This is a genomic window from Dysgonomonas sp. UBA7630 (assembly GCF_002483985.1).
GTDB lineage: Bacteria > Bacteroidota > Bacteroidia > Bacteroidales > Dysgonomonadaceae > Dysgonomonas.
In genome coordinates, this window is the sequence record NZ_DLIY01000023.1 from 36,964 (window position 1) to 63,108 (window position 26,145).

The 26,145-nt window shown below is 36.8% G+C and carries 19 protein-coding genes and 1 tRNA gene; 10 read left to right on the forward strand and 10 right to left on the reverse strand.

The annotated features are described in order from the left end of the window. Positions 1 to 192 precede the first annotated feature (192 nt). The 3 genes from B3P17_RS10085 to B3P17_RS10095 all read left to right on the forward strand — a co-directional run bounded on the left by B3P17_RS10085 (position 193) and on the right by B3P17_RS10095 (position 2,583). A complete protein-coding gene (locus tag B3P17_RS10085; protein ID WP_291105346.1) occupies positions 193 to 693 on the forward strand; it encodes a hypothetical protein in 501 nt (166 codons plus the stop codon). Positions 694 to 902: 209 nt separating this feature from the next. Continuing rightward, positions 903 to 2,387: a DUF3078 domain-containing protein gene (locus B3P17_RS10090; protein WP_291105348.1), complete on the forward strand. Its 1,485-nt coding sequence runs from the start codon at positions 903 to 905 to the stop codon at positions 2,385 to 2,387. A gap of 124 nt (positions 2,388 to 2,511) precedes the next feature. Then, positions 2,512 to 2,583 (forward strand) — tRNA-Met (locus B3P17_RS10095). An 851-nt stretch (positions 2,584 to 3,434) separates the two neighbouring features. Here the strand turns inward: B3P17_RS10095 and B3P17_RS10100 are convergent. Then, complete coding sequence (locus B3P17_RS10100) at positions 3,435 to 3,602, reverse strand: DUF362 domain-containing protein (RefSeq protein ID WP_006842812.1); 168 nt, start codon at positions 3,600 to 3,602, stop codon at positions 3,435 to 3,437. Between the two features lie 344 nt (positions 3,603 to 3,946). Here B3P17_RS10100 and B3P17_RS10105 point away from each other — a divergent pair, with 344 nt between their 5' ends. Both B3P17_RS10105 and B3P17_RS10110 read left to right on the forward strand, forming a co-directional pair. Continuing rightward, positions 3,947 to 4,600, forward strand: a complete 654-nt coding sequence (locus B3P17_RS10105; protein ID WP_252638184.1) for a porin family protein — start codon at positions 3,947 to 3,949, stop codon at positions 4,598 to 4,600. A gap of 62 nt (positions 4,601 to 4,662) precedes the next feature. Further along, on the forward strand, positions 4,663 to 4,992 hold the full coding sequence (locus B3P17_RS10110; RefSeq protein WP_289781692.1) for a nitrous oxide-stimulated promoter family protein: 330 nt from the start codon (positions 4,663 to 4,665) through the stop codon (positions 4,990 to 4,992). On the opposite strand, the gene aroC is transcribed toward B3P17_RS10110, so the two are convergent. Together aroC and B3P17_RS10120 are read right to left on the reverse strand one after the other, a co-directional pair. Next, the gene (gene aroC, locus B3P17_RS10115) at positions 4,961 to 6,049 is read right to left on the reverse strand and encodes a chorismate synthase (protein WP_291105351.1); all 1,089 of its coding nucleotides are present in this window, start codon (positions 6,047 to 6,049) and stop codon (positions 4,961 to 4,963) included. The genes B3P17_RS10110 and aroC overlap by 32 nt on opposite strands. A gap of 142 nt (positions 6,050 to 6,191) precedes the next feature. Then, positions 6,192 to 6,542 (reverse strand): hypothetical protein, encoded by a 351-nt coding sequence (locus tag B3P17_RS10120; protein WP_252638078.1) that lies wholly within the window; start codon positions 6,540 to 6,542, stop codon positions 6,192 to 6,194. A 168-nt stretch (positions 6,543 to 6,710) separates the two neighbouring features. Here B3P17_RS10120 and B3P17_RS10125 point away from each other — a divergent pair, with 168 nt between their 5' ends. From B3P17_RS10125 to B3P17_RS10135, 3 genes are read left to right on the forward strand one after another with little or no spacing between them, the layout of a single operon-like run. Next, positions 6,711 to 7,100 (forward strand): diacylglycerol kinase family protein, encoded by a 390-nt coding sequence (locus B3P17_RS10125; RefSeq protein WP_252638079.1) that lies wholly within the window; start codon positions 6,711 to 6,713, stop codon positions 7,098 to 7,100. A gap of 45 nt (positions 7,101 to 7,145) precedes the next feature. Continuing rightward, positions 7,146 to 8,003: an endonuclease/exonuclease/phosphatase family protein gene (locus B3P17_RS10130; RefSeq protein WP_252638080.1), complete on the forward strand. Its 858-nt coding sequence runs from the start codon at positions 7,146 to 7,148 to the stop codon at positions 8,001 to 8,003. 19 nt (positions 8,004 to 8,022) lie between these two features. Further along, positions 8,023 to 10,827 carry a M16 family metallopeptidase gene (locus B3P17_RS10135; protein ID WP_291105355.1) on the forward strand — a complete coding sequence of 935 codons (2,805 nt, stop codon included), beginning with the start codon at positions 8,023 to 8,025 and terminating at the stop codon, positions 10,825 to 10,827. 133 nt (positions 10,828 to 10,960) lie between these two features. On the opposite strand, the gene trxA is transcribed toward B3P17_RS10135, so the two are convergent. Both trxA and dnaE read right to left on the reverse strand, forming a co-directional pair. Next, on the reverse strand, positions 10,961 to 11,278 hold the full coding sequence (gene trxA, locus B3P17_RS10140) for a thioredoxin (protein ID WP_135105233.1): 318 nt from the start codon (positions 11,276 to 11,278) through the stop codon (positions 10,961 to 10,963). A gap of 93 nt (positions 11,279 to 11,371) precedes the next feature. Then, positions 11,372 to 15,121 carry a DNA polymerase III subunit alpha gene (gene dnaE, locus B3P17_RS10145; RefSeq protein WP_252638082.1) on the reverse strand — a complete coding sequence of 1,250 codons (3,750 nt, stop codon included), beginning with the start codon at positions 15,119 to 15,121 and terminating at the stop codon, positions 11,372 to 11,374. A gap of 560 nt (positions 15,122 to 15,681) precedes the next feature. Between dnaE and B3P17_RS10150 the strand changes: the two genes are divergently transcribed. Both B3P17_RS10150 and B3P17_RS10155 read left to right on the forward strand, forming a co-directional pair. Further along, the gene (locus B3P17_RS10150) at positions 15,682 to 18,099 is read left to right on the forward strand and encodes a TonB-dependent receptor (RefSeq protein WP_252638083.1); all 2,418 of its coding nucleotides are present in this window, start codon (positions 15,682 to 15,684) and stop codon (positions 18,097 to 18,099) included. Positions 18,100 to 18,174: 75 nt separating this feature from the next. Further along, entirely contained in the window at positions 18,175 to 19,323 is a 1,149-nt protein-coding gene (locus B3P17_RS10155) for an iron-containing alcohol dehydrogenase (RefSeq protein WP_291105358.1), read from the forward strand. Between the two features lie 38 nt (positions 19,324 to 19,361). Here B3P17_RS10155 and B3P17_RS10160 read toward each other — a convergent pair whose 3' ends face one another. From B3P17_RS10160 to B3P17_RS10180, 5 genes are all read right to left on the reverse strand, one after another. Further along, positions 19,362 to 20,933 carry a carboxypeptidase-like regulatory domain-containing protein gene (locus B3P17_RS10160; RefSeq protein ID WP_252638085.1) on the reverse strand — a complete coding sequence of 524 codons (1,572 nt, stop codon included), beginning with the start codon at positions 20,931 to 20,933 and terminating at the stop codon, positions 19,362 to 19,364. Positions 20,934 to 20,945: 12 nt separating this feature from the next. Further along, entirely contained in the window at positions 20,946 to 21,797 is an 852-nt protein-coding gene (locus tag B3P17_RS10165; RefSeq protein ID WP_252638086.1) for a FecR family protein, read from the reverse strand. Further along, positions 21,794 to 22,345, reverse strand: coding sequence for an RNA polymerase sigma-70 factor (locus tag B3P17_RS10170; protein ID WP_252638087.1), 552 nt, complete (start codon positions 22,343 to 22,345; stop codon positions 21,794 to 21,796). The genes B3P17_RS10165 and B3P17_RS10170 overlap by 4 nt, the downstream gene beginning before the upstream one ends. 51 nt (positions 22,346 to 22,396) lie before the next feature. Then, entirely contained in the window at positions 22,397 to 23,659 is a 1,263-nt protein-coding gene (locus B3P17_RS10175) for a carboxypeptidase-like regulatory domain-containing protein (protein WP_252638088.1), read from the reverse strand. Positions 23,660 to 23,907: 248 nt separating this feature from the next. Continuing rightward, complete coding sequence (locus B3P17_RS10180) at positions 23,908 to 26,037, reverse strand: S46 family peptidase (protein ID WP_252638089.1); 2,130 nt, start codon at positions 26,035 to 26,037, stop codon at positions 23,908 to 23,910. Positions 26,038 to 26,145: the final 108 nt, after the last annotated feature.

Sequence of the window (26,145 nt, forward strand, 5' to 3'; positions counted from 1 at the left end):
CAAAGGGAAGCTCAAGAAAGACAAGAACAAGAACGAAGAGAAACAGAGTCTCGCCGTCAACGAGAGGCGCAAGAAAGGCAAGAACAAGAAAGAAGAGAAACAGAGTCTCGCCGTCAACGAGAGGCGCAAGAAAGGCAAGAACAAGAAAGAAGCAGACGTTAAAGCATTATTTATATTTAAAATTATGTTATTATGAAGAATTTATTTTTATTGTTAATCGTAGCTATTACATTTTCTTTATTCTCATCATGTGAAGGACCTTCCGGACCAATGGGTCCTTCCGGACAAAGTGGACTGAATGGGAAAGATGGTATCGATGGAAAGGATGGTTATGGTACAAATTGGTACGTAACATCATTTACGATAAAACCCAATGAGTGGAAATTAGTAGGAGATCCAGGGGAGCTCAATTCTCATTTCTTTGTAAACAAACCCCTAAATGAATTAAGTAACTTCATTTATAAAGAGGGTGCTGTTATTGGATATATTGAAACCGCCAAAGGCGTCAAAAATGGACTTCCTTATGTTCTACATCTAGGGGGAAAAGATGATAAGGGTGAATTGTTATGGACAGAGACTGCTGATTACGACTTTTATCCGGGTGGAGTCGGATTTTATCTGACATATTCAGATTTCAAGACCGAATATCGTCCTGATAAAGATAAAACTTTTTACATTGTATTGATGTGGTAAATATTTAAATATTTGATAATTATGGGCTTAAACACATTAAGTCCATAATTATATAATAGGGTTAACTATTTAACAATTAATTCACTAAATTGAATCTTTTTATTATCTCCCGGGATAATAAAGCATTAAATATAGGATTTAATTACTAAATTTGCATCTTATAAAATGAAAATTATTAAGGATAACTTTCTCTGAAAAAGATAAGTAAAATGAGAGTAAATAAAGTCTACCTCTGTTTTATTATATGTTTGTTTATATTTTCTACATCTGTAAATGCACAGAATACAGGTCTTGTAAGGCAACAGAAAGATAGTATTTTGAAAGATATAACAAATATAGACAGGCAACTCAAGAAGATTTCAACACGAGATACAACCAAAGGATTTTCGGCTCCGTTAAGAATCGACTCTGCTTATGCAAATGGATTAAATGCGAGTAATCTGCAACCTCTAAGAGATGAAAAAGGACTGCTTATTCTAAAAAATGATTGGATGCCATTTGATGATCATGTATCATTTAGAGATACGGTGATTTTTGATCCGGTATTCTTACCTGTTGTTTTTGATGGTAAGATATTACCATCAGATATGGACTTCTTATCAAAAAAATCAGAAAATGATACTACAAGCGAGTTTCATTTGATATCTCCGGATAGTACTTTTGCGCCTAAACTTGCACGGGTTAAGGAGATAGAGGCTGAAAGAAGACAGTACTACATGAATAATCCTCAAAGGGTTAAATTGAATGTATTTCATTTTAAAGACATTCCTCTCTTAAAGGAGACTATAGTCGAGAAAAAGAGTATATTCCAAGATTTACTTACAACTGATGATCCGATAGGCATCAATAAACCGGAAGTAGAGAAAATACGAATAAAACCGGTGTATTGGATCAAAACAGGAGAACATTCATTGCAGATAAATCAGAATGAGCTTTCAGACAATTGGTACAATGGAGGGAATAGCAACTTTAGCATAATAAATTATCACAAGCTGAATGTAAAGTATAAGAAAAACAAGACTAGTTTTGAAAACACTTTCGAATGGCGTTTAAATGTCCAGAGAACACCTGCCGACAAATTCCATAAAATTAGTATCATTGAAGATTATGTAAGAAACAGTAGTCTTTTTGGAATAACTGCATTTAAAAAATGGTCATACAATGTCAACTTAAAGATAGAAACACCAATATTCAGAGGTTATCCTGTAAACAGTGAATCGAGAGTAAGATCTTTATTTTCTCCTTTAGTTGTCAATTCGGGTATTGGTATGCGATACACTACAGAAAACATATCACCTAAAGATAAATACAAGCGATTAAACTTGTCGTTAGAACTATCTCCAGCCTCTATTAACTACACTTTAGTAGCTGATACAATGGTGGACAAGTCGAGATATGGAGTAGATGAAGGGAAGAAAAGTAAACTGGATTTAGGATCTACAGTTAAGGCAGATATATCATATTCATTTAACCGATATAACAAATTCACAAGTCGAATTATGTATTTTACAAACTATGAGAAAATACTATTTGAATGTGAGAATAAATACACAATGAACCTAAATAGATTTTTATCAACGTCTATTTATTTCTACCTGCGCTATGACGATGGTGTACCTCCGACTAAAAAAGGAGATTGGGGATATTTTCAATATAATGAGATGGTAGGTTTTGGACTTACTTATACGTGGTAAAATATTTCCTTTTTTAACACCCTTGTAATCAATAAGTAACTTACAAGTATAGAAAAAATTTATTTATTTACCCGTTTTTATTTGGAATGTTACAATTATTTCTATACTTTTGCACTCACAAGATCGCGGGGTGGAGCAGTGGTAGCTCGCCAGGCTCATAACCTGGAGGTCATCGGTTCGAATCCGGTCTCCGCAACTAAAAAGAAAGCAATCTCAATTGAGGTTGCTTTTTTGTTTTATATATTGATTTTGGAATATTTTACAATGCTTGCAAATGTATAATCAGAGAAACCAAGCATTGAAGAATGCAAGAAACATCCAGTCATCATTCGATAGAAATCGAATACTTTGAAATTTTTGTTTTTCTTCTCAATAAATTATACAACTTCTCTGTTGAAAGTGATATTGTAGTCCAATTGCCAACGGAATTATATTTACATAGTTGAGTTGCACTCCCTGTACTAAATCCAATAAAAATATTACCTACATAGCAGGTCGCGAATTGTTCTGTATAAACAGGATTTGTTACAATATCGTAGATATAATAAAACACTGAATCTTTCTCTTGTTCTGTTATGTCAAAATATTCTTGTCCTCTATTTATAGGCTCATATTCGATGACAGATTCATTGATTCTTATCTCTTTAAGGTCACATGTATCTCGAACTCCATAATTCTCATATTTATCAATAACTATTACCTGATTTTGAGATTCAATTCTAAGAGTCTTCCAACATATAGATTTTTTTCTCTATTCCCTATCATTGATTGATCTTGATTTTTTTTACAAGATATTAGTATAAAAATAAGCATAAAGATAGATGGCAACAATACAGTTCTCATATCATATTATTTATATCATATAGAGTCTCAATCTGGAATAATTCCATAACAATCACCCTCAATTCCCAAACAAATCACTTTTATAGTCTAACAAAGCATTCAATAAAAAACAGAAAGGACTAAGACTTCTCATGATAACTACTATAAAAACAAAAAAGGAAGCTAAAAAGCTTCCTTTATATTTTGTTATCCTGATAATTCTAATTAAGCAGGATGAATTGCTTCAGTTGGACAAGCATCAGCACAAGTACCACAGTCAGTACATGCATCTGGATCAATTTTGTAGATGTCTCCTTCTGATATTGCATTTACAGGACATTCATCGATGCAAGTACCGCAAGCAATACAATCTTCATTAATAACGTAAGCCATGATTTTTGTTTTTTTAATATTATTACTAACTTTGATTTGGCAAATATAATGAGTTTTTTCTGTATCTAAAATAGATAGGATTAGATATTATTAATATTTATATTGTTTATATCTATTTACGAAAGTCTCGATCAATATTATTTACCTGGCAATAAACTCATTATGAATAGTTTTTGTTTTACATCAATAAGATGAAGAAATTACTATTTTTACGCTTTCTAGATTAAAATAAGTACTTTGCAATAACTAACAGCAAATACGTTATTAGAAATAAATACTGAATTTTGAAACAGCAAAAATTAATACTATTATACCTATCTTTTATTGTCCTGTTCGGTATTAATATGCAGGCACAGACTCGTAAACCGCAAAACCTACCTTTTGCAGATCAAAAGATGTATCATTTGGGCTTTATGGTTGGATTCCAAGCACAAGACCTTATTATATCACATTCGGGCTATGTGGGAGATAACGGTGAAGCTTGGTTTACGGAAATCCCCTCCTATTCGGTAGGATTTAGCGTAGGTATGATTGCCGACAGATATTTGAATCAATATTTCAATCTGCGGGCCACTCCTTCTCTACATTTCGGGGAAAGGCGTTTTGTTTTTAAAGAACAAACATCCGGTAAAGAATATGAATCAGCCTTGAGGAGTAATTATTTAACACTACCTCTTTATCTCAAATTTAGCGCAGATCGTACAGGGAATTTCAGACCCTATCTGCTTGCTGGAGCATACGCAGCTTTAAATATCGGACAAAAGAAGAATGATATACTTCGATTCAAGTCGATGGACTATGGTCTGGAGTTTGGCGTTGGATGTAATTTGTATTTACCGCTATTTAAACTGTGTCCTGAATTAAAATTTTCATTCGGACTGACTGATGTTGTAAATAAAGACAGATCAGATTTATCTGATAAAGATTTAATTAAATATACTCAAGCGATTTCATCGGGAAAAACACGAATGATATCACTTGTGTTTAACTTTGAATAATAGAGGGATCATTTTTGATCATAATCATTATACCTGTCTTCTATATAGGAGATTCTTTGCAAATGAATACTACTGAAAAAAAGACCATCGGAAAGATGATTCACTTGTACTGTAAAGATAAACATGGTACAAGCCATGCTTTATGCTCGTCTTGCGCTGAACTGAACAATTACGCACAAAGAAAGTTAACGAAATGCATATTTGGTGAGGATAAACCTACATGCCAAAACTGTAAAGTTCACTGCTATAGTTCGGAAATGAGAGAAAGAATAAAAGAAATTATGAAATACTCCGGTCCACGAATGCTACTTCACAATCCCATTTTAGCAACTAAGCACTTGATCAAAGGGCTGAGATCACCTAAGAAAGCTTATCCAAGAAAACACGATTAGTACAACTCAAAAGATAATAATCTAAAATAGTCATCGCCGCCATAGCCTCAACAATTGGTACTGCACGAGGTAGAACACAAGCGTCGTGACGTCCACGAGCCTTAAGATCTGTACTATCTCCATCTTTATTTACAGTCTCCTGATGCATCAAAATTGTTGCCACAGGTTTGAAAGCTACACGAAAATAAATATCTTGTCCGTTTGATATTCCACCTTGTATACCTCCCGAATGGTTTGTCTTGGTTCCTATCTTACCATTATCGTTATAGAATACATCATTGACCTCCGATCCTCTGTGATTGACATCAAATCCATCGCCGTATTCAAACCCTTTCACCGCATTTATGCCAAGCATAGCATTCCCTAAAGCGGCATGTAACTTATTAAATACAGGCTCTCCTAATCCTACAGGAGCACCCTTTATAACGCACGAAATAACGCCGCCAATAGTATCCCCTTTCGACTTAACCTCTTCTATAAGTTCTATCATTAACTTTGCTTTCTCAGGGTCGGGGCAACGTACAGGCGTAGATTCTATAAGCGACAGATCATAATTCTTGTATAGTTTTTCGAGCTTTATATGTCCTACTTGCGAAGTATAAGCCAATATTTCCACTCCTAATTGTTTCAACGCAAGCTTAGCTAATGCCCCGCCTACACAACGAGCAATAGTTTCGCGGGCCGACGACCTGCCTCCTCCACGGTGATCACGTATACCATACTTCTGAGAATATGTATAGTCTGCATGAGAAGGACGATAAATATCTTTCAGGTTGTCGTAATCTGACGAATGCTGGTTATTATTTCGAATAAGAAATCCTATCGGTACTCCGGTAGTTTTACCATCATATATACCCGATGAGAACTCTACTTCATCTGCTTCTTTGCGAGGAGTAGTTATCTTAGATTGTCCCGGGCGACGGCGATTTAGTTCGTTTTGTATAAACTCCATATCTACGGTTATCCCGGGAGGGCAACCATCAATAACTCCTCCGATACCAGCACCATGAGACTCTCCATAAGAAGTAAGTCTGAATATATTTCCAAAAGTATTCATCGATAATCTTAAATATGATAATAATACAAAATTACATGAAATAATTTAATAATCGAGCAGATATATTAAAAGAGGGCAATTTCCCTTTCTAAAATGAAAGAAGAAACACCCTCTTATTTTCTATATATTGAAGATAGTTTTCTTAGTTTTCTTTATTCTCATCCATCCTCAACACCTTTTTGTCTTCGTTCAGATAACAATTGACAGTGTCATTGATATTATATATCCTATAACTGTTGTCATAAGACCATGTACCCTGAATGTATACCCGAAATAGATAAGCCTCATCAGGTTTCTGACGTTTTTCTTTGGCTATTTTTTCGTACGATATCGGCTTAAAGTATTCCACCTTGGTTATAGTCCCATTATCTGCATCCCTGTACCTCATATGCTGCCTTACAGCATCACCCATTTTCTCCAGATTGTTTTGATAACTCAAATTACAAGAAGTCAATCCGATAGACAATAATAAAAAGAATATGTACTTTTTCATATTTTTCAGATTTTTCAGATTTTGTTATTCAAAATTACAGAAACCGAATATCAGAAACAAATAAAAAGCAAAAGTTATTTACCAAAAAGAAGCAGGAACTGTCTTTTTATCATTTTTTTGTTACTAAATTAGCGATTCAAATGTATTCCAATTTAAGGGTTGCCTGAAATGAGCAAAAAAGGTTCGGAGAAATTTTCGCTAGAAAAGCGTTCTAAATCGGCTTTATATGCACTAAACGGTTTGAGAGTATTATTTTTGGAAGAGCATAATTCCCGTATACATATAGCTATTGTAATAGTTGTAGTTACGGCTGGATTTCTTTTAAAAATATCAAATACAGAATGGCTTGTTATATGTATTCTGATAGCGTTAGTTTTTAGCCTAGAGATAATAAATTCTGCCATCGAGAATATATGTGATTATATATCACCTCAGTGGAATGAAGTTATAAAAAAAGTAAAAGACCTTGCCGCAGCTGCAGTTTTTGTATCGTCTGTAATATCTGTCATCTGCGGAGCTATTATTTTCTTACCCAAATTGTATAATTTATTTGCATAAATTTCAAATACCAATAAATAGTTTCATTCAATTAACGTTCTTAAAATGAAAAAATTAATTTACTTATTACTTTCCTCTTTACTTTTCATATCATCCTGTAATACAAAACCTTTAGAGCTGAATGTAATGACATTCAATATTCGTTTGGATGTTCCCAGCGACAGTCTTAACAGCTGGCAATACAGAAAAGACAATGCCGCTGAAATGGTTCGGATGAATGATGTGGATATACTCGGCATGCAAGAGGTTTTGTTGAACCAGATGAATGACCTGAAAGAACGCCTGCCGCAATACACAGCAATAGGCGTAGGACGTGAAGATGGTGCAGACAAGGGAGAATTCAGCCCCATTTTCTATAAAAAAGATAGATTCTCGGCTATAGAGTCCGGCACATTCTGGGTAAGTGAAACGCCCGAAGTGGCAGGTTCTAAAGGTTGGGATGCATCATATATACGTGTGGCAACCTGGGCTATACTAAAAGAAAAAACTACAGGTAAAGAAATATTTGCTATTAATACACACCTTGATAATGATGGGTCGATTGCCCGCAAAGAAGGTGGAAACTTACTATTAAAGAAAGCTGAAGAGCTGGGAAAAGGTCTGCCGATAGTACTTACAGGAGATTTTAATGATACTCCGCAATCGGAAGCGATTAAAAATATTACAGATGCTTCAAAAGCAAATCACCTGATAGACAGCAAAACGGTTGCCCTAAAAACATCAGGTACAGACTGGACATTCCACAACTTTGGTAGACTAGCTGAAAGCGAACGTCCTCTAATTGATTATATATTTGTGAGTAAACAAATAAAGGTACAAGATTATGCAGTCTTGCCCGACACTTTAAATGGAACTTTCGTCTCCGATCATAAGCCGGTACTTTCTAAACTAATTATAGAATAACACTTTAAACATTAATAATATGAGGAAGTCTTTTATTTTTATCGCTTTACTAGCCATAGCCGGACTTGTCAAAGCACAAACAATGGAAAAACTACCTATCGATCCGCAGGTTAGATATGGGAAGTTAGAAAACGGACTTACATACTATATCCGTCATAACGCCTACCCTGAGAAACGAGCTAACTTTTATATCGCTCAGAAGGTAGGTTCTATGCAGGAAGAAGACAATCAGGCAGGATTAGCCCACTTTCTTGAACACATGGCTTTCAACGGGTCAAAAAACTTTCCGGGGAAAAAGACCATGTTAAATTATCTGGAGTCAATCGGTGTTAAATTTGGTGCAAATGTAAATGCATACACTTCGTTTGACGAAACTGTATACAATCTAGATGACGTTCCCGTAGTACGCGATGCGATTATTGATTCATGCTTGATGGTATTGCACGACTGGTCTGGATTTATCGCTCTGAAAGATGAGCAAATTGATGAAGAAAGACTTGTTATAAAAGAAGAATGGCGTACCCGTAGCGGCGCTCAGTACCGCATATGGGACAAACAACTTCCTGTTATTTTCGAAGGAAGTAAATACGCCGACCGCATGCCCATTGGTAAAATGGAAATCGTAGAAAATTTCCCTTATCAGACATTACGCGATTACTACCATACATGGTATCGTCCCGATTTGCAGGGCATTGTTATTGTTGGAGACATCAATGTAGATGAAGTAGAGGCCAAGATAAAAGCTATGTGGTCTGACATTCCTAAACCGGTAAATCCGGCAGAAAGAGTTTACTTCCCTGTTCCGGATAATGATAAACCAATTGTATCTGTTATTACCGACCCTGAGGCTGTAAGAACTCAAGTAACTCTGTATATTAAGCACGATGTAATACCAGCTGAGACAAAACAAACTCAGGAAGGCCTGATTATTAGCTTCATTAAAAGCCTTGCTTCGAATATGCTATCAGATCGCTTAGAGGAAATATCTCAAAAAGGAGATGCTCCCTTTGCTGCATCCTACGCATACGATGGAGAGTTCTTCGTATCAAAAACAAAAGATGCATGGACCACTATTGCGCTAAGCAAGGAAGGAAAAGTTGATGAGACTTTAGCGAGCCTGATAAGAGAAAATGAACGCATCAAAAGATTCGGATATACTGATGCTGAAGTAGAAAGAGCGAAAGCTACTTTATTGGAACAATATGAAAATATGTATAACAACAGAAATAAAGAGCTTAACAACAGATACGTTCAAGAATATGTAAGAAGCTTTACCGGCGATGAAGGCATACCGGGTATCGAATACGAATATGATTTCGTTAAGAAGTTTGCTCCATTTATTAATGCTCAAGCAATTAACGCTGTTGTAAAACAATTGATTGCGGATAAGAATATTGTGATTACCGTAACAGGCCCTGAAAAAGAAGGACTTGTGTATCCTACAACAGATGAGTTATTGAATGTATTTAAGAAAGTAGAAGCCGAAGATATTACTGCATACCAAGAAGCCGTATCTAACGAACCTCTTGTAAGCCAATTACCAAAACCGGGATCTATCGTAAAGACTGAAGCCGATAACACGCTAGGGACTACAATATGGACACTATCGAACGGCATGAAAGTAGTTATTAAAAAAACGGACTTTAAAGATGACGAGATACTAATGTCTGCTCATGCTTATGGAGGAACTTCTATCGTTCCTGACGCTGATATCTATAATGCAAATATGGCTTCAATGGTTCCATCAGTAGGCGGTATTGGCAATTTCAGCTCTACAGATCTCAAGAAAGTATTGGCTGGCAAATCTGCAAATGTAAACAATAGCATATCGGCTTATACACAAGGTTTCAATGGTTCTTCAAACATGAAGGATTTGGAAACAATGCTTCAGTTGACTTATCTATATTTTACTGCTCCTCGCAAAGACGAAGGGGCATACTCCAACATTATGGATTTGATCAAAAATCAGCTGAAGAACTTAACTTCCGAACCTTCGTTCATCTTGAATATCAACAAAACAAAAGCAATGTATGGAGACAACCCTCGCATGCAAGTTATGTTGTTAGAAGATGCAGAAAAGTTGAACTACGATCGCATTATTGAAATATACAAAGAAATATATGCTAATCCGGGTTCATTTGTTTTCAACTTTGTGGGTACAGTGGACGAAGCTATTCTGAAACCATTGGTAGAACAATACCTTGCTGCACTACCATCAGGAAACAAAGATGCCAAATACAAGAATGTAGATTCGAATATACGTAAAGGACACGTTGAAAATGTTTTTGAACAAGAGATGAAAACGCCAAAAACATCTGCATTCGAAATGTATAGCGGAACTCTGAACTATGAGCAAAAAAATCAAATTGCATTATCTGCGCTTAAGCAAATATTGGATATTGTATACGTGCGTACAGTAAGAGAAGAAGCCGGCGGTACTTATGGCGTTGGGGTACGCTCTTGGATCTCTCGTATTCCGGCAGGTCAAAGTGTATTGCAAATGTCTTTTGATACTGATCCTGAAAGAGTTGCTTCAATAACACCTATTATCAGCCGCGAAATAAATAAGATAGCTGAGAACGGCCCTGAAGACACTGACTTCCTGAAAGTAAAAGAATATATGGTAAAGAAATTCCAGGAGGATGAAAAACAAAACGGCTATTGGGTGGGCATATTAGGTTCCAAATATTTCTATGGGGAAGATAACCATTCAAATTATTTAGCTCTTGTGAACTCTCTATCCAAAGATGATATCAAAGCTTTAACTAAACAATTGGTATCTCAAGGAAATCATATAGAAGTAATTATGAATCCGAAAAAATAAAAGCTGACTTTTAGAATTTCAAAATAAAGAAAGCCGTCTGAAAAATATCAGACGGCTTTCTTGTTTATATCTTCAATATTTAAATTACTGTCAATATCTGTAATTCATCACTGTTCTCTATGAAGATCAGAATTTATTTCAATAGATTTTCAATTTTGTCTACTAAAACAGATTTCTGTGCAGCACCAACTTGTTTATCAACCACTTCACCATTTTTAATAAAAAGTATAGTAGGGATATTACGAATACCATATTTAGAGGTAATCTCGTCATTGTTATCCACATCTACTTTACCAATGGTTACTTTATCGGCATATTCACCGGCCAATTCTTCAACAATTGGGCCGACCATACGACATGGGCCACACCATTCTGCCCAAAAATCAATAACGACAGGCTTGTCCGATTTTAGAACATCCTCAAAACTTGCATCTGTAATTTCTAAAGCCATAACTTTTGTCTATTTGTTTATATATTTTATATATTAAGTCTATTTTGTTTTTTCCTGTGCAAAGGTAAATAATCTATTTTAGATATAAAAATTTCAATTTACCTTAAAGACAAAACTTTCGTTTTCCACCAGATAATCAATAAGTTCCTGTTTCACATTTATTTTATAGCTTCGTGAGAACAAATCTACTTTCATATTTCGCTCTCCGTCTACTACTTCAAAATATAACAATGAATTACCCGGATTGTTTTTAGTTAAAGTAGATAATTCTTCTACCATCTGGGTATTCATGTCATGCAGAGGCAATGTAATAGTTATCTTCTCCACCAAGGTATCTTTTATGTCCGGCAACAAATTAATTGAGTTAATCTTAAGCTCCATCTGATTGGCATCATACTTACGCCCTTGCACACGCCCCCTTACAAATACATATAAACCGGGACGGCCATATTTACTAAAATTGATATAATCATCGCCAAAAAGAGGTATCTCTCCACTACCGGTAAAATCCTCTATACGCAATATCATATAGGGCTTTCCATTTTTGGTGATGCCCTCACGCATTCCACTCACCATCCCCCCAAAGGTAACTTCTTTATTTTTCAACGCATCTTTATCTTCTATTTCAGACATACCTACATTACATACATAATTTAGGATAATCTTGTATTCATCAAGTGGATGGGCTGATAAATAGATCCCGATCAGTTCCCGCTCTTTATTCAAACGTTCCAGATCTGACCATTTCTCAACTTTGGGAATCTCGGGACGTGCAATATCAAACGAAGCATCGTCTCCAAACAGGGAGTTTGCAGCTTGATTTTTATCTATCTGAAACTTATTCCCATAACGAATAAGCATATCTATAAATGTCTCGCCTTTACCGTTCATTCCAAAGAATTGCTCTCGCGTCATTCCCGGAAAGTTATCAAAAGCTCCGGCCAAAGCTAAAGATTCTATATTCTTCTTATTACATGCACTAAGATTCACACGCTCTACAAAATCAAAAATATCTTTGAACGGACCATTATTTCTTCTTTCTTCTATGATATTCATTACAGCCCCCTCCCCTACACCTTTAACGGCTGCTAGACCAAAGCGAATATCTCCTTCTTTGTTTACCGAGAACTTAAGGTATGATTCATTCACATCAGGTCCAAAAACATTCAAGTTCATGGCTTTACACTCATCCATAAACTTAGTAATTTCAGTAATATTAGATAAGTTCCGAGAGAGAACCGCAGCCATATATTCGGATGGATAATTTGCCTTCAACCAAGCCGTTTGATATGCAACCCAAGAATAACATGTCGCATGAGACTTATTAAATGCATACGAAGCAAATTTCTCCCAGTCGGCCCATATCTTTTCCAGTGTCTTCTTTTGATGCCCGTTCTTTGTTCCTCCGGCAATGAACTTCTCCTTTAGGGCATTCATCTTATCTATAAGCTTTTTACCCATAGCTTTACGTAGCTCATCGGATTGTCCACGTGTAAAATCTGCCAATAGACGAGAAAGTAACATGACCTGTTCCTGATATACTGTAATACCATACGTATCATTCAGATAACGCTCCATTATCGGAATATCATAACTGATCTCTTCCTTTCCATGCTTTCGGGCAATAAATGATGGAATGTAATCCATCGGCCCCGGTCGATAAAGAGCATTCATCGCAATCAGGTCTTCAAACTTAGATGGCTGTAACTCTTTCAGGTATTTCTGCATACCGGCAGACTCGAACTGGAATGTACCTGTTGTTTTTCCCTGACTGTAGAGTTCATATGTTACAGGATCTTCCAACGATATACTGTCTATATCGATATCTTTACCTGTTGTATGTTTGATATTTTCAATTGCCTCTTTTATGATCGAAAGGGTTTTCAACCCCAAGAAGTCCATTTTGATAAGTCCGGTTTCTTCAATAACAGTACCTTCATACTGAGTAACCAAGATATTTTCTCCGGTCTCTTTATCTTCCGCCGTACTAACGGGTACAATATCTGAAATATCCTGCTGCCCGATAATGATACCACATGCATGTACACCTGTATTGCGGACATTTCCCTCTAGCATCTGCGCATATTTTATTGTATCGCGCATTATCGGATCGTAGCTGTTTGCTGCTTCTTTCAGCTCGGGAACATATTCTATCGCATCTCGTAGTGTGACTTTTTTCTTATCAGGAATACGATCAGGAACAAACTTTGCCAAACGATTAGATTCTGATAAAGGCAGTTTTTGTACACGAGCAACGTCTTTTATAGCCGACTTTGTCGCCATAGTTCCATATGTGATAATATGTGCCACACGTTCTTGACCATATTTATCTGTTACCCACTTCAATACTTTGCCTCGCCCATCATCATCAAAGTCGATATCTATATCGGGCATCGATATACGGTCGGGATTCAAGAAACGCTCAAACAGGAGGTCATATTTAATAGGGTCTATATCTGTTATACCCAAACAATAAGCTACTGCCGAACCCGCAGCCGAACCACGTCCCGGACCTACAGCAACCCCCATACTGCGTGCGGCAGCAATAAAGTCCTGAACAATGAGGAAGTATCCCGGAAACCCCATGGTCTTCATCGTATTCAACTCAAAATCGAGCCGTTCTACGATCTCCGGACTTCGGTCTTTTCCATATCGTTTATCTGCTCCTATGACTGTAAGGTGTCGCAGATAGTCTGATTCCAGCTTTATCCGAATAACCTTATCATACCCTCCCAAACGGTGATATGCTTTTTCTCCGAATTCGAGAATAAGATCTTCTTCGGAATACATAATTTTATACCCTTCTTCGGTTCCAAATGAGGCATCGATCGTAAAGAAAGGCATCAATGCATCCGAATCTATAGAATAAAATTCTACTTTATTTGCTATCTCAAGCGTATTGGTCAATACTTCGGGATGATCTGCAAAGATTTGATTCATCTCTGCTGTTGTTTTCAACCATTCCTGTTTTGTATATCTCATCCGTTTAGGATCGTCAAAGTCCTTTCCTGTACTCAAGCAAATCAGTCGGTCGTGTGCATCGGCATCCTCCTCATCTACAAAGTGAACGTCATTTGTTGCGATTACCTTAACGCCGTACTTCTCACCAATACGAAGCAGTTCTTTATTTACCTTTTCTTGTAAAGGATATGCTTCTGCATTTGCATCGGGACGGTTTGTCTTATGTCTCTGCAACTCGAGATAATAATCTTCACCAAAGAGATTTTTAAACCATTGAACAGTTTTTTCGGCCTCTTCTATATCATCGGACATAATCTTTTTAGACACTTCACCTCCAAGACATGCTGTAGAGATAATAAGTCCTTCATGATATTTTTCGAGCAATTCTTTGTCGATACGGGGACGCATATAATAACCTTCTGTCCATCCGTACGAAATCATTTTGATAAGGTTTTTATACCCGGTAAGATTTTTGGCCAAAACCACCAAGTGCCAACCACTCATATCCGGCTTGCCTTCCTTCAGATGTCTGCTTCGACGTGCAACATAACATTCGCAACCTATAATGGGCTTAAACTTCTTAGCCTCTTCTTCCTTTATTTTGGTTTTTAAATCTCCTATCTGAATCGAGTTGTCTGATTCTTTATCTGCCTCTAATTTCTTTATCTCAGTTTTTAGTTCCTTAATAGCAGCATCATATTTCGAATTTTTCTTTTTTACGTAATTGAAAAACTCTTTTATCCCAAACATTGCGCCATGATCGGTCAAAGCAATGGCTTTCATTCCATCACCAACCGCCTTATCTACTAGCTTTTGAATACTAGCCTGACCATCAAGCAGTGAATATTGGGAGTGAACATGTAAGTGTACAAAATTATTCATATCTCAATCTTTGCTTTTTCACAATTTGTAAAGTTACTATAAATAGCCTGCCTTTACCACAAAAATACGCATCAGTTTTCAACAAATAATATCCGTTAGGTTTTATGCCCTTGTAGTCACCGAGATAAGAACATGCAAGCCGTTAATTATAAACCCGCAACATTCTCACAACACCTTCAAACATCTATAAACAAACATCTTAACACATACAATATGATCATTAAAAATAGGATTTATAAAACATGTGGTCAGAAATTATAAATACTGACAGTTTATTAAATCTATTCATATATTTTTGTAGCAGATGCTAAATCAGACTAAACAGCTTCCTAGCTTTAACTGAGAACATTCTCATTGAATTAACAAACTTTACAAAACTTGAAAATGGTAAGATCCTCCGGATTTTACCATTTTCTACATCTAACATTATAAATTAGGACTTCTGAGTTCGATTTATAATAACCCAGAAAATCAAATTTAGACAAATGGGGTTTTATAATTATCAATATATTGGTACACAGAAAATATATACCTAAATTTGTGTACACAAAACTGACCGTATGATCAAGAAAAACATATTATTACTTCTCATATTTATAACATCTCTTGCTTATTCACAGCAAATAAAAATCACAGGAAAAGTTACTAATCAACAAGGAAAATTGTTGGAACACGTTTCTATTTCGGAGATCAATAGCCGCAACGAAGTAATAACAAATGAGAGAGGCGAATATGCATTATCTATACAACCTAAAGATTCGATTAAGATCATATTCTCTTTGATAGGCTATCAGCGTCACCAATATATAATACCTAAACCTACAAGTGACTTGGTACTGAATATTACCTTAAAAGAAGATAATAATATCTTAGGAGCCATTACTATAGAAGGACAACAAACCGTTACCACAGTTATTGAACGAGTCGACTACTTAGCAACCAGACGAGCTTCAAATCCTTGGGGAAGTATAGAATCTCTCCTCGCAACGATGGGGGGAGTAAGCTCTACAAACGAACTGAGTTCGCAATACTCTGTACGTGGAGGGAACTTTGATGAAAATATCGTATACGTTAATGGGAATGAGATTTATCGCCCTCTCTTAGTGCGTTCAGCTCAGCAGGAAGGGTTAAGTTTTATAAATCCTGACATGGTGCAAACCGTCGGTTTTTCTGCCGGAGGATATAGTGCAGAGTATGGAGACAAGATGTCATCAGTGCTTGATATTACATATAAAAAACCAAAAGAGTTTGAAGCGTCTGCCTCTGCCGGACTTCTAGGGGGAAGTGTCCATATCGGTAATTCGACAGGAAAATTCTCGCAGATTACGGGAATTCGTTATAAAACAACTCAGTCCTTACTGAGCTCTACCGATACTAAAGCCGAATACGACCCTTCATTTATTGATGCTCAAACATATATAACGTACGACTTGTCGCCCAAATGGGAAGTTAGTATGCTGGGAAACTATTCGCACAATACTTATGAATATACGCCCAAGACACGCAGTACTAGTTTTGGTACACTTACCATGCCTCGAAACTTTACCGTATATTTTGATGGATGGGAAAAGGACAGGTTTATTACTTACCAAGCAGTATTGACGCTGAAAGGCAGAATAAATGAAAATATAAATATAGGTATTACCGGCTCTACATTCTCTTCTGACGAAAGAGAACGTTATGATATAGAAGGCAATTATATATTGGAGGAACAGAACATAGTAGAGGGAAATGAAACCTTTGACGAATCTTCTCTGCTGGGGATAGGACGCTATATTGAACATGCACGCAATGAGGTGAAATCGGAAGTATATACAATCAGTCATTTCGGAGACTTTAAGATAGGAAGTAACCTCTTGAAATGGGGGCTCACTTATCAACAAGAAAATGTAAGAGATAAGATCAAAGAGTGGGAAATGAGAGATTCTGCGGGTTACTCTCTACCAAATACAGGAATAGATGTCAATCTATATTCGAATCTGAAAGCAGATAACAAAATCAAGCCTTCTCGTTTCTCCGGATATATACAAGACACTTATAAACTCAATACAGACAATGGCTTATTTATTATAAATGCCGGAGTCAGAGCGAGCTATTGGACTTTCAATGAAGAACTGATAGTAAGCCCACGTGGAGCTATAGCTTTTGTACCAAGCGGAATCGAAAACTTCTCGATACGACTAGCGGGAGGCATTTATTATCAGGCTCCTTTTTACAAAGAATTCCAAAAAGTAATAAATGTAGATGGGAACAATGTTATCGAGCTGAATAAAGATATTAAATCACAAAAATCGATTCATGTCGTACTAGGAAGTGATTATTATTTTGGAGGCGGGGGCGAACACAACTCTCCACCTCTGAAGTTATCAGGAGAAATATACTATAAGAAATTATCTGATCTGATTCCATATACAGTAAACAATGTAAAAATACGTTATTCAGGAGAAAATAGTTCAAAAGGCTTTGCTCTAGGGATGGACATGAAGCTGTACGGAGAATTTATTCCGGGTGTAGATAGCTGGATTAGTCTGGGAATAATGAAAACGCAACAGGAAATAGACGGGGTAAAAGTTCCTCTGCCTACAGATCAACGTTTCAACTTTGCATTATTCTATCAGGACTATATGCCGGGATATGAACGCCTAAAAATGAGCCTTAGAGGTCTGTGGTCGCAAGGCTTACCCGTATCTGCACCATACAAAGGGTATGAAAACGGATATTTTCGCACACCTGCATATAAGCGTGTTGACATCGGTTTTTCATGGCAAATACTAGGCGAAGATTTTGCTATACGCAACACAAACTCGCTATGTAAAGCCCTAAAAAACATCTGGCTAGGAATAGATATCTTTAATATATTCGACATGCAAAATACAAATACGTATTACTGGATTACAGATATTTACAATCATCAATATGCCGTACCAAATTATCTGACCGGACGCCAAGTAAACGCAAAACTATTAATCGAATTTTAGCTTATTTAATAAATTGAATTCAATCATATAAGGTTAAATAATATAACTTTACTATCAATCAAAAACGAAGAGATTATGGAAAATTTTTCATTAGCAAATCCCGTAAAGATTATATTCGGGGAAGGAATGATCAAAGAGATTACGAACGAAATACCTCAAGGCAGTAAAGTGTTAATGACTTACGGAGGAGGCAGTATAAAGAAAAACGGAGTGTACGATCAGGCTGTAAAAGCTCTAAGCGGTTACGAATGGCATGAATTTGGAGGGATAGAACCAAATCCACACTATGAAACCTGCATGAAGGCTGTCGCTGTAATCAAAGAAAAGGGTATCGATTTTATATTATCCGTAGGTGGCGGATCGGTTCTTGACGCTACAAAGTTTATTTCTGCCGCAGTCTATTTCGAAGAGGGTGATCCGTGGCAGATACTGTCTAAAGGTAGCAAAGTAAAGAAAGCTATGCCTTTTGGAGACATTATTACATTGCCTGCTACAGGATCAGAAATGAATAGCGGAGCTGTAATAACCCGTGCCGAAACTCAAGAAAAACTTACATTTGGTTCTCCCCTCACCTACCCTAAGTTTTCTGTACTTGATCCGACTGTAACATATTCATTACCTCCCCGCCAAACAGGGAATGGAGTTGTAGATGCTTTTGTACATGTAATGGAGCAATACCTGACATATAACGAAGGAGATTCTTTGCTGCAAGATAATATGGCTGAAGCTATTGTAAAAACATTGGTAGAAGAAGGACCTAAAGCACTGAAAGAACCTAGCAACTATGACGTTCGTGCCAATCTGATGTGGGCTTCAACGTGGGCACTGAATGGCTGGATTGCCTGCGGTGTGCCCGAAGACTGGGCTACTCACATGATCGGACATGAACTTACAGCTTTCTATGGACTTGATCATGCTCAAACTCTTGCCATTGTATTGCCGGGAGTAATGACAGTGCTAAAAGATCAGAAAGGCAGAAAGATCACTCGTCTTGGAAAAGAGGTGTTTGGCATCCAAGGAAGCGATGCAATAAATAGAACAATTAAAGCAGTAGAAAACTTCTTCGAATCGATGGGTGTAAAAACTCATCTGTCTGACTACGGATTGGGCGATGAGGCTATAAATAAAGTAGCTGAGCGATTAGGAAACCGTGGATGGAAACTCGGAGAGTGTCATAACATTACTGCTGATGTAATCAAAGATATTTTGACTTTAAGAAAATAAGTCGCAAATATAGAAAGTAAGCCGATAATTATATCGGCTTATTTTATAATCTGATCTTCGGAAACCTCGCTTAAATTATTTATTATTAATTCTTTTAGCTTTTCTTCCGGCAATATTACATTAAAGTTACCCCAAAAATTTCTGTCATACTGATACTTAGTATCTGAGAATATGTTTTGAGTAGGTATTCTTTCCTTTCGGGCAAATGCATTTACATCCGTTGTATCTACCATACAGTTTACCATTTCGAACCACAGATATAATGGAGTGCTAAAAAGCTTTCGCTTTCTTTTCATCTTAAATTCGAGGTCTCCACGAATATGGTTCACATAATAAATACCATCATTGGATAATTTATACGAGACATTGTACCGAGCCTGTTGTAATGTTAGCCGGATATCCTTATTCTTCCTTTGAACATAAAGATCTGTAGCCTGTTGTACAAACTTGGGATTGACCTCGAAATGCGCTTCTATCAAAGCATAATTCTCTGCGTCAATAAACAATTGTCCTTTAAACAAAGGTTCATCGATATATTCTTTCTGACAGAATGAAATAATATTCACCCTTCTGCCATCTACAACTGTAATATCTGTATGCCCATACTCATATTTATTTTGCTCTTCAGGCTTCAAAAAATCAGGTAAGTTCTTCACCAAATCCAATATCAGACAAGAATTAATACCGGATTTCATTTTTGTAAAGATTGTATCACTTTCCTGAATACTCTTAATACGGCGCATCTTTATAAGTTTTACCTGATCAAGATTTGCATTTACATCATAGCCGGTCTTATAGATTTTAAGTACCGCCTCTGTTACATCTATATTATTTTTTTTATGGTCTATACCCTCTCTGTAGAAGGTTGTAAGATAAACAGGCGAGGTTGAGTAGTTATTCTTACGATTCTCCAGCATACGGTTAATCTCTTCTTGAGGCTCAACTACTCTAATTACGACTTCCTGTAATGGTATTATTCTGGGCTCGAGGGCAAAACGAATATGCTGTCCGGCCAATAGTCCTACTTCCACTTCCTGACTTTCGTAACCTACATGAGTAAACTTTACCTTGGAGTGACGAAGAGAATCAGGCAATATCAATTTGAATTCTCCATCCTGATTAGAAATCGTTCCTATTGTTGAGTTGCTGATTCCTACTGCGCTATAAGCCAAAGGCTCATCCGTTATCTGGTCGTATATTGCACCACTAAAAGTAAAGAACTTTTTCTCTACACTATCTACCTTTTCTATGGAGATTACGGCATGTGTCTTTATCCGATCTGTAACTTGTAATAAAATATGATTTCCTACAACAGAAATCTTTAGTTGATTATTCCCGGTGATCGCATATATGGCTTCCCGCAATGTATATTCGCCTTTTGCAATCTTAACCTTCTTATCATTGTCTATTATCTGGCTATCATAGATAAATAAATAACCCGACTTGTCGGATACTTGCCTCAGCAGTTTATATACACTCTCTTTACTTTTTGGTAATTGTATCTTCCGATTTAGCACTGCGCCATCATCTGCCTGTAAGATCACTGCTACCATCATTAGCAATAACGATACAAGAATACGATGAAAGGTATTTTCAGCCGTATATTTCATGGCGGTTATATATTATTTTTGTGATATAAATATCACATTATCTTGCTGTTTAAACTGCAAATTAAGAGCCAGACAAATCAGTTCAGCCATTGTGTATGGAGTATCACCCGAAAAGGTAACTGTCAGTAAACGATCTTGCAGTTCGGGTGACACTGTTAGCTGCTCTGCATCGGAGTTCATATTTATAACCCTCACAATATCCGACAATCGCTGATCTTTAAAATGAACCCTTTTGAGGTACGATTCAAACTGTGAAACATCTGTGGTTTTAACCTTATGTAGATTATCAGATTCCAAAAAGGCTGTTTCTCCTGCCCTTACATTTACTATCTGCCCGTTCAATTTTGAAGTGACTCTTACTTCTCCACGCCGTACTGATAAAGAAAATGAATTTTTATTTTCACTCTTCACATTAAATGAAGTGCCCAATACCTCAATAATCGTTTGCTGAGTTTCAATGACAAATGGTTTACTTGGATTTCGACTGATATCAAAAAAAGCATTTCCCTCTAAAACGACCTCTCGTTTATCATCCGAAAAACGATTCGGATACTGCAAAGATGCTTGATCTGAAAGATATACTATCGATCCATCTTCTAAAGTAGAGATCAGAGTTGGAGCATCCTTTTCGTTATTTATTGTCAACATTTCCTTATGGCTGGTCTTTTGTCCCCATATAACGAATACTGAAATGGCACAAATACATAAAATTGCAGCCACAGCCCCCCATCTTACCAAAGATGTACGTATGCTTGCCTTTTTCGCTACTTTATTCTCCGGCAGCAATCCGTCCCGATCGAGCCGCATATAAAGGCGATCCCAAGCCTGATCTGTAATCTTATTATTTGTTTCTTTCAAATTCATGATGCGTGTGTATATTTTTCTATTTCCTGTCTTAATATCTGATATGCTTTTGTCATTTCTGCCTCTACCGTTTTTATTGACACAGAAAGCAATTGCGCAATTTCTTTATATTTACGACCTTCCATCCGATGCATTCTGAAAATGCGTAGTCGTCGTTCAGGTAACTGTTCCAGTGTACGATTTATAATATTCTGAAGTTCTTTATATTCAATCTGTTCTTGCGCTGTCGTTTCCGATGCTTCAAGCTTCCTGCTTAATACATTTTCGCGGTGACGTTCTTTTACGTACTGATGTTCGAAATATTGAAGCGACTGGTTACGTACTGCCCCATACAAATAGCTCTTCATCGAACGGACAATATTCAATGCCTCTCGGTCGCGCCACAATACATAAAATAATTCCTGAACAATCTCTTCAGCTGCATCTTTACGACCAATTATGCCAAACGAGTACATGTATAAAGGCAGATAGTACTGGCGAAAAACCTGTTCGAAGGTTTCTATATCACCATCCTTTATCTTCTTGAATATAAGTACATCGTTCAGCATAATAAGTACAATCACAAGTAAGACCAAATATAATAAATCATAACGAATTTATCAGTTACTTTGTTGTTTCTTTAATTTATTTACTGCCGATTCAAGCGACTCTGTAGGTTCTATAATGTTATAGCCCTCCCAGAAGTTGGCATCATAGAAGTTACTCACTTTGTCTGATAACGAATATCTGTCGTTAAATGCTTCTCTAGCGGGAATTTTAGCTATATTATTTTCTTGCCTGTCGGTAACAACCATCTCTGATATAATTGTATAGTTGGTAGAGAACAGCCTGCGTTTATAATCACATTTGAAGCGAACTTCGTTACGAACATAATTCAGATAGCTTTTTCCATTCTGCTGCTTATAAGTAACCAAATAGGCTACCTCTTCAGGTTTGAAATGCAATCTGAATGGTTTTTTACGAAGAATGGCCTGTGTAACTTTATTGCGGTCGTCCATACTCAAATTAAACTCTGCCCGTGAAAAAGCTAATGTTTCCTGATCAATGTACAAGTTACCATAAAACAGGGCGTAAGGCATGACAACCTGAGGCTCAAAACTTATCACATAATGAAGACGTTCGTTTATCATTACACTGTTCTCCATCTTGTACTTGTAGTAATGAAGAGAAGCTTTATCTAACATTATATCCCTATTCTTCACAATATCCAGGTAAGTAGACAAGTTGGGACCTCCTACAAATTTAACAAGCAGAGTATCGCCGGGTTTTGGACTGAGCAGTTTCCTGCCCTTCAACACTTGTACCCTATCTCCTGCATCCGATTGAGTGTATGGGGTCTTGTAGATATCTATAACAGCTTCGGAGATATTTATATAGCTTCGTCTTTTCTGTATAGTTTCACGATAAAATCCGGTTAAAAGATTTGTCATCAAACTATTGTTATCACCTATCTTATCGATAGCTTTTTCCACCAATTGCAACGGATCAGTAGATTCGACAACGACCTCTTTCAATTTGTTCTCGTTACGTGTAAGGAAGATCGTAATATTACTCATATCCTGATCCAATAGAGGTACCCGCTGATTGAAGTAGCCTATGTGGGAAACTTCTATTGTTTTAACGTTCAGGGAATCTCTGACCTTAATGGTAAATCCACCATCAGCATTCGATATCGTACCGATACCTGTTCCGGGAACAGATATACTCACATATTCAAGAGTCTTCTTTGACTTTATATCCTTCACTACTCCGGTTATTGTAATATATCCCGGATCTTTGGCCGAATAAGTTGGAAGTGCTACACTCCAAATTATAAGGACTGTAAATACAGTTTGTATCAATTTTAAACATTTAGTTCTCATGGCTATATTGTTTTTAATGATGATTAATAAAACCGGTTGTACTATTATGATCGTTCAAAAAATGAAAACCCTATCCTTTATCAGATATTTAACATTTAAAGAATGATAATTTAGTTCTAAAAAAATATGAGTATTAATAAAAAGCGATATAAATCACACAATAAACAACTAACAACCTGCCACTTATAAATACAAAGGCTTGTGATTTTACTATCACAAGCCTTTGTTTTCCTTATACTCTTATATTTTTATTTTGCCACTTTCAGCTCGTTGATAAGACGAGGGCAGTTCATTACCTTATCTATTATATAAAGTACGTAACGTATGTCTACACTGATTGTACGTTGCAACTCTGGTTCAAACAAGATGTCACCGCTCAACGATTCCCAGTTGCCATCAAAAGCAAGTCCGATTAGTTCTGCGTTTCCATTAAATACAGGGCTACCTGAGTTACCTCCTGTAATATCGTTGTTCGACAAGAAGTTTACATACATTTTTCCATCAGCTTTGTTTGCATATTGTCCAAAATCTTTACTTGCCAAATCGTCCAATATATATTGTTGCACACCGAACTCTGGATCGTTAGGAACTTGTTTATTCAGTACACCTTGAGATGTTGAATAATAGTCGTAAGTAACCGCATCGGCAGGCTTATATCCGCCCACAGAGCCATAGCTCAAACGTTGAGTGAAGTTAGCATCCGGGTAGAAAGCTTTATTCGGCTCCATTTCCATTAATCCCGCCATAAACAAACGGCTGCCTTTATCTATCTGAGGATAATAAGGTGCAGATGCCTGACGTAATAGGTTTAAACATGGTTCTAAAGATTGAGCGAATGAAATTGCAGGGTCATTATTGATTGCCTCCTGATCTTCACTGCTTATTAGAGCTGTAGCAGCTTCCAGATTGGTAAATTTAGTATTGTTGTAGAACCACTCGGCAAATTTATCATAGTCTCCACCAAATTCATTTGCAATCTTTGTATATACCGAAGGCAAGTATTCAGCAGGAACTCTTTCGGCATATATTTTTAGTAATGCAGGCATTACTTTACGATCGAGAGCCGGCTCATAATCTTTATAAAGCGGAGCTAAACGCTTTGTGAATTCTTCACCTTTATTTTTGTCAGGATCCATTCTATTTACAAGGAGTGCCGTATTTGCATAGCGGATAATTTCAATCCCATTGAAGAATGTTTCGTACAGATATGTCTGAATTCTAGATGTTTCCATTGTTTCAGTATAGCCTTCTTTCACTAGCGTAAGAGCATCCCCGTATTTTGCTTGCAATGCAGGTTTTGAAGCAGCCCATTGCGCAAATCTAGCCTCAAGTTGTTCTTTATCTTTTATAACGCCAAGTTTAGCAATAGCTTCGTTCATCCCCATAGCATTTTTCCAGTAATTGGAGCTTCCTGCATATTTAGAGGCGTATTTGATACGAATAGCATCGCTTGCGTTCATATCTTTTCTCCAGATATCCTGTTTTGCTCCGCGAACTTCAATCCGAGGTTTATGTTCCGATTCTACCATTTGGTTGATACCCCACGATGTCATATAGCGTTCGGTACTTCCCGGATATCCAATCGTCATGGCATAGTCGTTCTCTTTGTAGCCCTTTAGAGAAACAGGAACTGAATATTTAGGTTTGTAAGGTACATTATCTGCACTATATTCTGCTGCACCATTGTCTTTGTTAGCATAAACGCGGAATACAGAGAAGTCGCCGGTATGGCGAGGCCACATCCAGTTGTCTGTTTCACCACCAAATTTTCCTACAGAAGATGGAGGAGTAAATACAAGTCTTACGTCTCTGAATACTTCGTATACAACAACATAGTATTTGTTGTGTGTATAAAAAGGTATTACTTGCGCTCTAAGAAACTTATTGTCTTTATACTTTTCAAGATATACTTGCGACAAAGAGTCTATTTTTTCTTCACGTACATTCTCGCTGTCAGTAGATAATAGTGTGGAGGTTACAAAATCTGTAATGTCTTCGGTCTTTTGTAAGAAAGCAACAGTCAAACCTTCTGCTGGTAATTCTTCCTGAAATGACTGGCTTACAAAACCGTCTTTCAAATAATCATGATCTACAGAACTAAGCTTTTGTATTGCATCGTATCCGCAGTGATGGTTGGTGAATATCAACCCTTGACGAGATACCGATACTCCGGTACAGCCTCTACCAAAAATAACTACAGCATCTTTCAGCGAAGGGTTAGTCTCACTGTATATGCTATCAATAGGGAACTTAAATCCCAACTCTTTCATGCGGGCAGCACTCTGCCTGTTGAGTTCTTTTAATAGCCACATTCCCTCGTCAGCCTTTACTCCGGCAACAGTAAGGAAAATTGCTAATATTAAAAATAGTTTTCTCATCGTTTTAGTTATTATTAATTAATGATATGTTTGGTAATTAAATAGCTCTTCAGTCATACCTATATAATTTACTGGCTGGCTGAAAGATACAGCTAAAAGGTGACAAAA

Excerpts from the sequence above, each read along its gene's own strand:
- B3P17_RS10085 (WP_291105346.1), top strand. The coding sequence starts at position 193 with ATGAAGAATTTATTTTTATTGTTAATCGTAGCTATTACATTTTCTTTA.
- B3P17_RS10090 (WP_291105348.1), top strand. The coding sequence starts at position 903 with ATGAGAGTAAATAAAGTCTACCTCTGTTTTATTATATGTTTGTTTATA.
- B3P17_RS10100 (WP_006842812.1), bottom strand. The coding sequence starts at position 3,602 with ATGGCTTACGTTATTAATGAAGATTGTATTGCTTGCGGTACTTGCATC.
- B3P17_RS10105 (WP_252638184.1), top strand. The coding sequence starts at position 3,947 with ATGCAGGCACAGACTCGTAAACCGCAAAACCTACCTTTTGCAGATCAA.
- B3P17_RS10110 (WP_289781692.1), top strand. The coding sequence starts at position 4,663 with ATGAATACTACTGAAAAAAAGACCATCGGAAAGATGATTCACTTGTAC.
- aroC (WP_291105351.1), bottom strand. The coding sequence starts at position 6,049 with ATGAATACTTTTGGAAATATATTCAGACTTACTTCTTATGGAGAGTCT.
- B3P17_RS10120 (WP_252638078.1), bottom strand. The coding sequence starts at position 6,542 with ATGAAAAAGTACATATTCTTTTTATTATTGTCTATCGGATTGACTTCT.
- B3P17_RS10125 (WP_252638079.1), top strand. The coding sequence starts at position 6,711 with ATGAGCAAAAAAGGTTCGGAGAAATTTTCGCTAGAAAAGCGTTCTAAA.
- B3P17_RS10130 (WP_252638080.1), top strand. The coding sequence starts at position 7,146 with ATGAAAAAATTAATTTACTTATTACTTTCCTCTTTACTTTTCATATCA.
- B3P17_RS10135 (WP_291105355.1), top strand. The coding sequence starts at position 8,023 with ATGAGGAAGTCTTTTATTTTTATCGCTTTACTAGCCATAGCCGGACTT.
- trxA (WP_135105233.1), bottom strand. The coding sequence starts at position 11,278 with ATGGCTTTAGAAATTACAGATGCAAGTTTTGAGGATGTTCTAAAATCG.
- dnaE (WP_252638082.1), bottom strand. The coding sequence starts at position 15,121 with ATGAATAATTTTGTACACTTACATGTTCACTCCCAATATTCACTGCTT.
- B3P17_RS10150 (WP_252638083.1), top strand. The coding sequence starts at position 15,682 with ATGATCAAGAAAAACATATTATTACTTCTCATATTTATAACATCTCTT.
- B3P17_RS10155 (WP_291105358.1), top strand. The coding sequence starts at position 18,175 with ATGGAAAATTTTTCATTAGCAAATCCCGTAAAGATTATATTCGGGGAA.
- B3P17_RS10160 (WP_252638085.1), bottom strand. The coding sequence starts at position 20,933 with ATGAAATATACGGCTGAAAATACCTTTCATCGTATTCTTGTATCGTTA.
- B3P17_RS10165 (WP_252638086.1), bottom strand. The coding sequence starts at position 21,797 with ATGAATTTGAAAGAAACAAATAATAAGATTACAGATCAGGCTTGGGAT.
- B3P17_RS10170 (WP_252638087.1), bottom strand. The coding sequence starts at position 22,345 with ATGCTGAACGATGTACTTATATTCAAGAAGATAAAGGATGGTGATATA.
- B3P17_RS10175 (WP_252638088.1), bottom strand. The coding sequence starts at position 23,659 with ATGAGAACTAAATGTTTAAAATTGATACAAACTGTATTTACAGTCCTT.
- B3P17_RS10180 (WP_252638089.1), bottom strand. The coding sequence starts at position 26,037 with ATGAGAAAACTATTTTTAATATTAGCAATTTTCCTTACTGTTGCCGGA.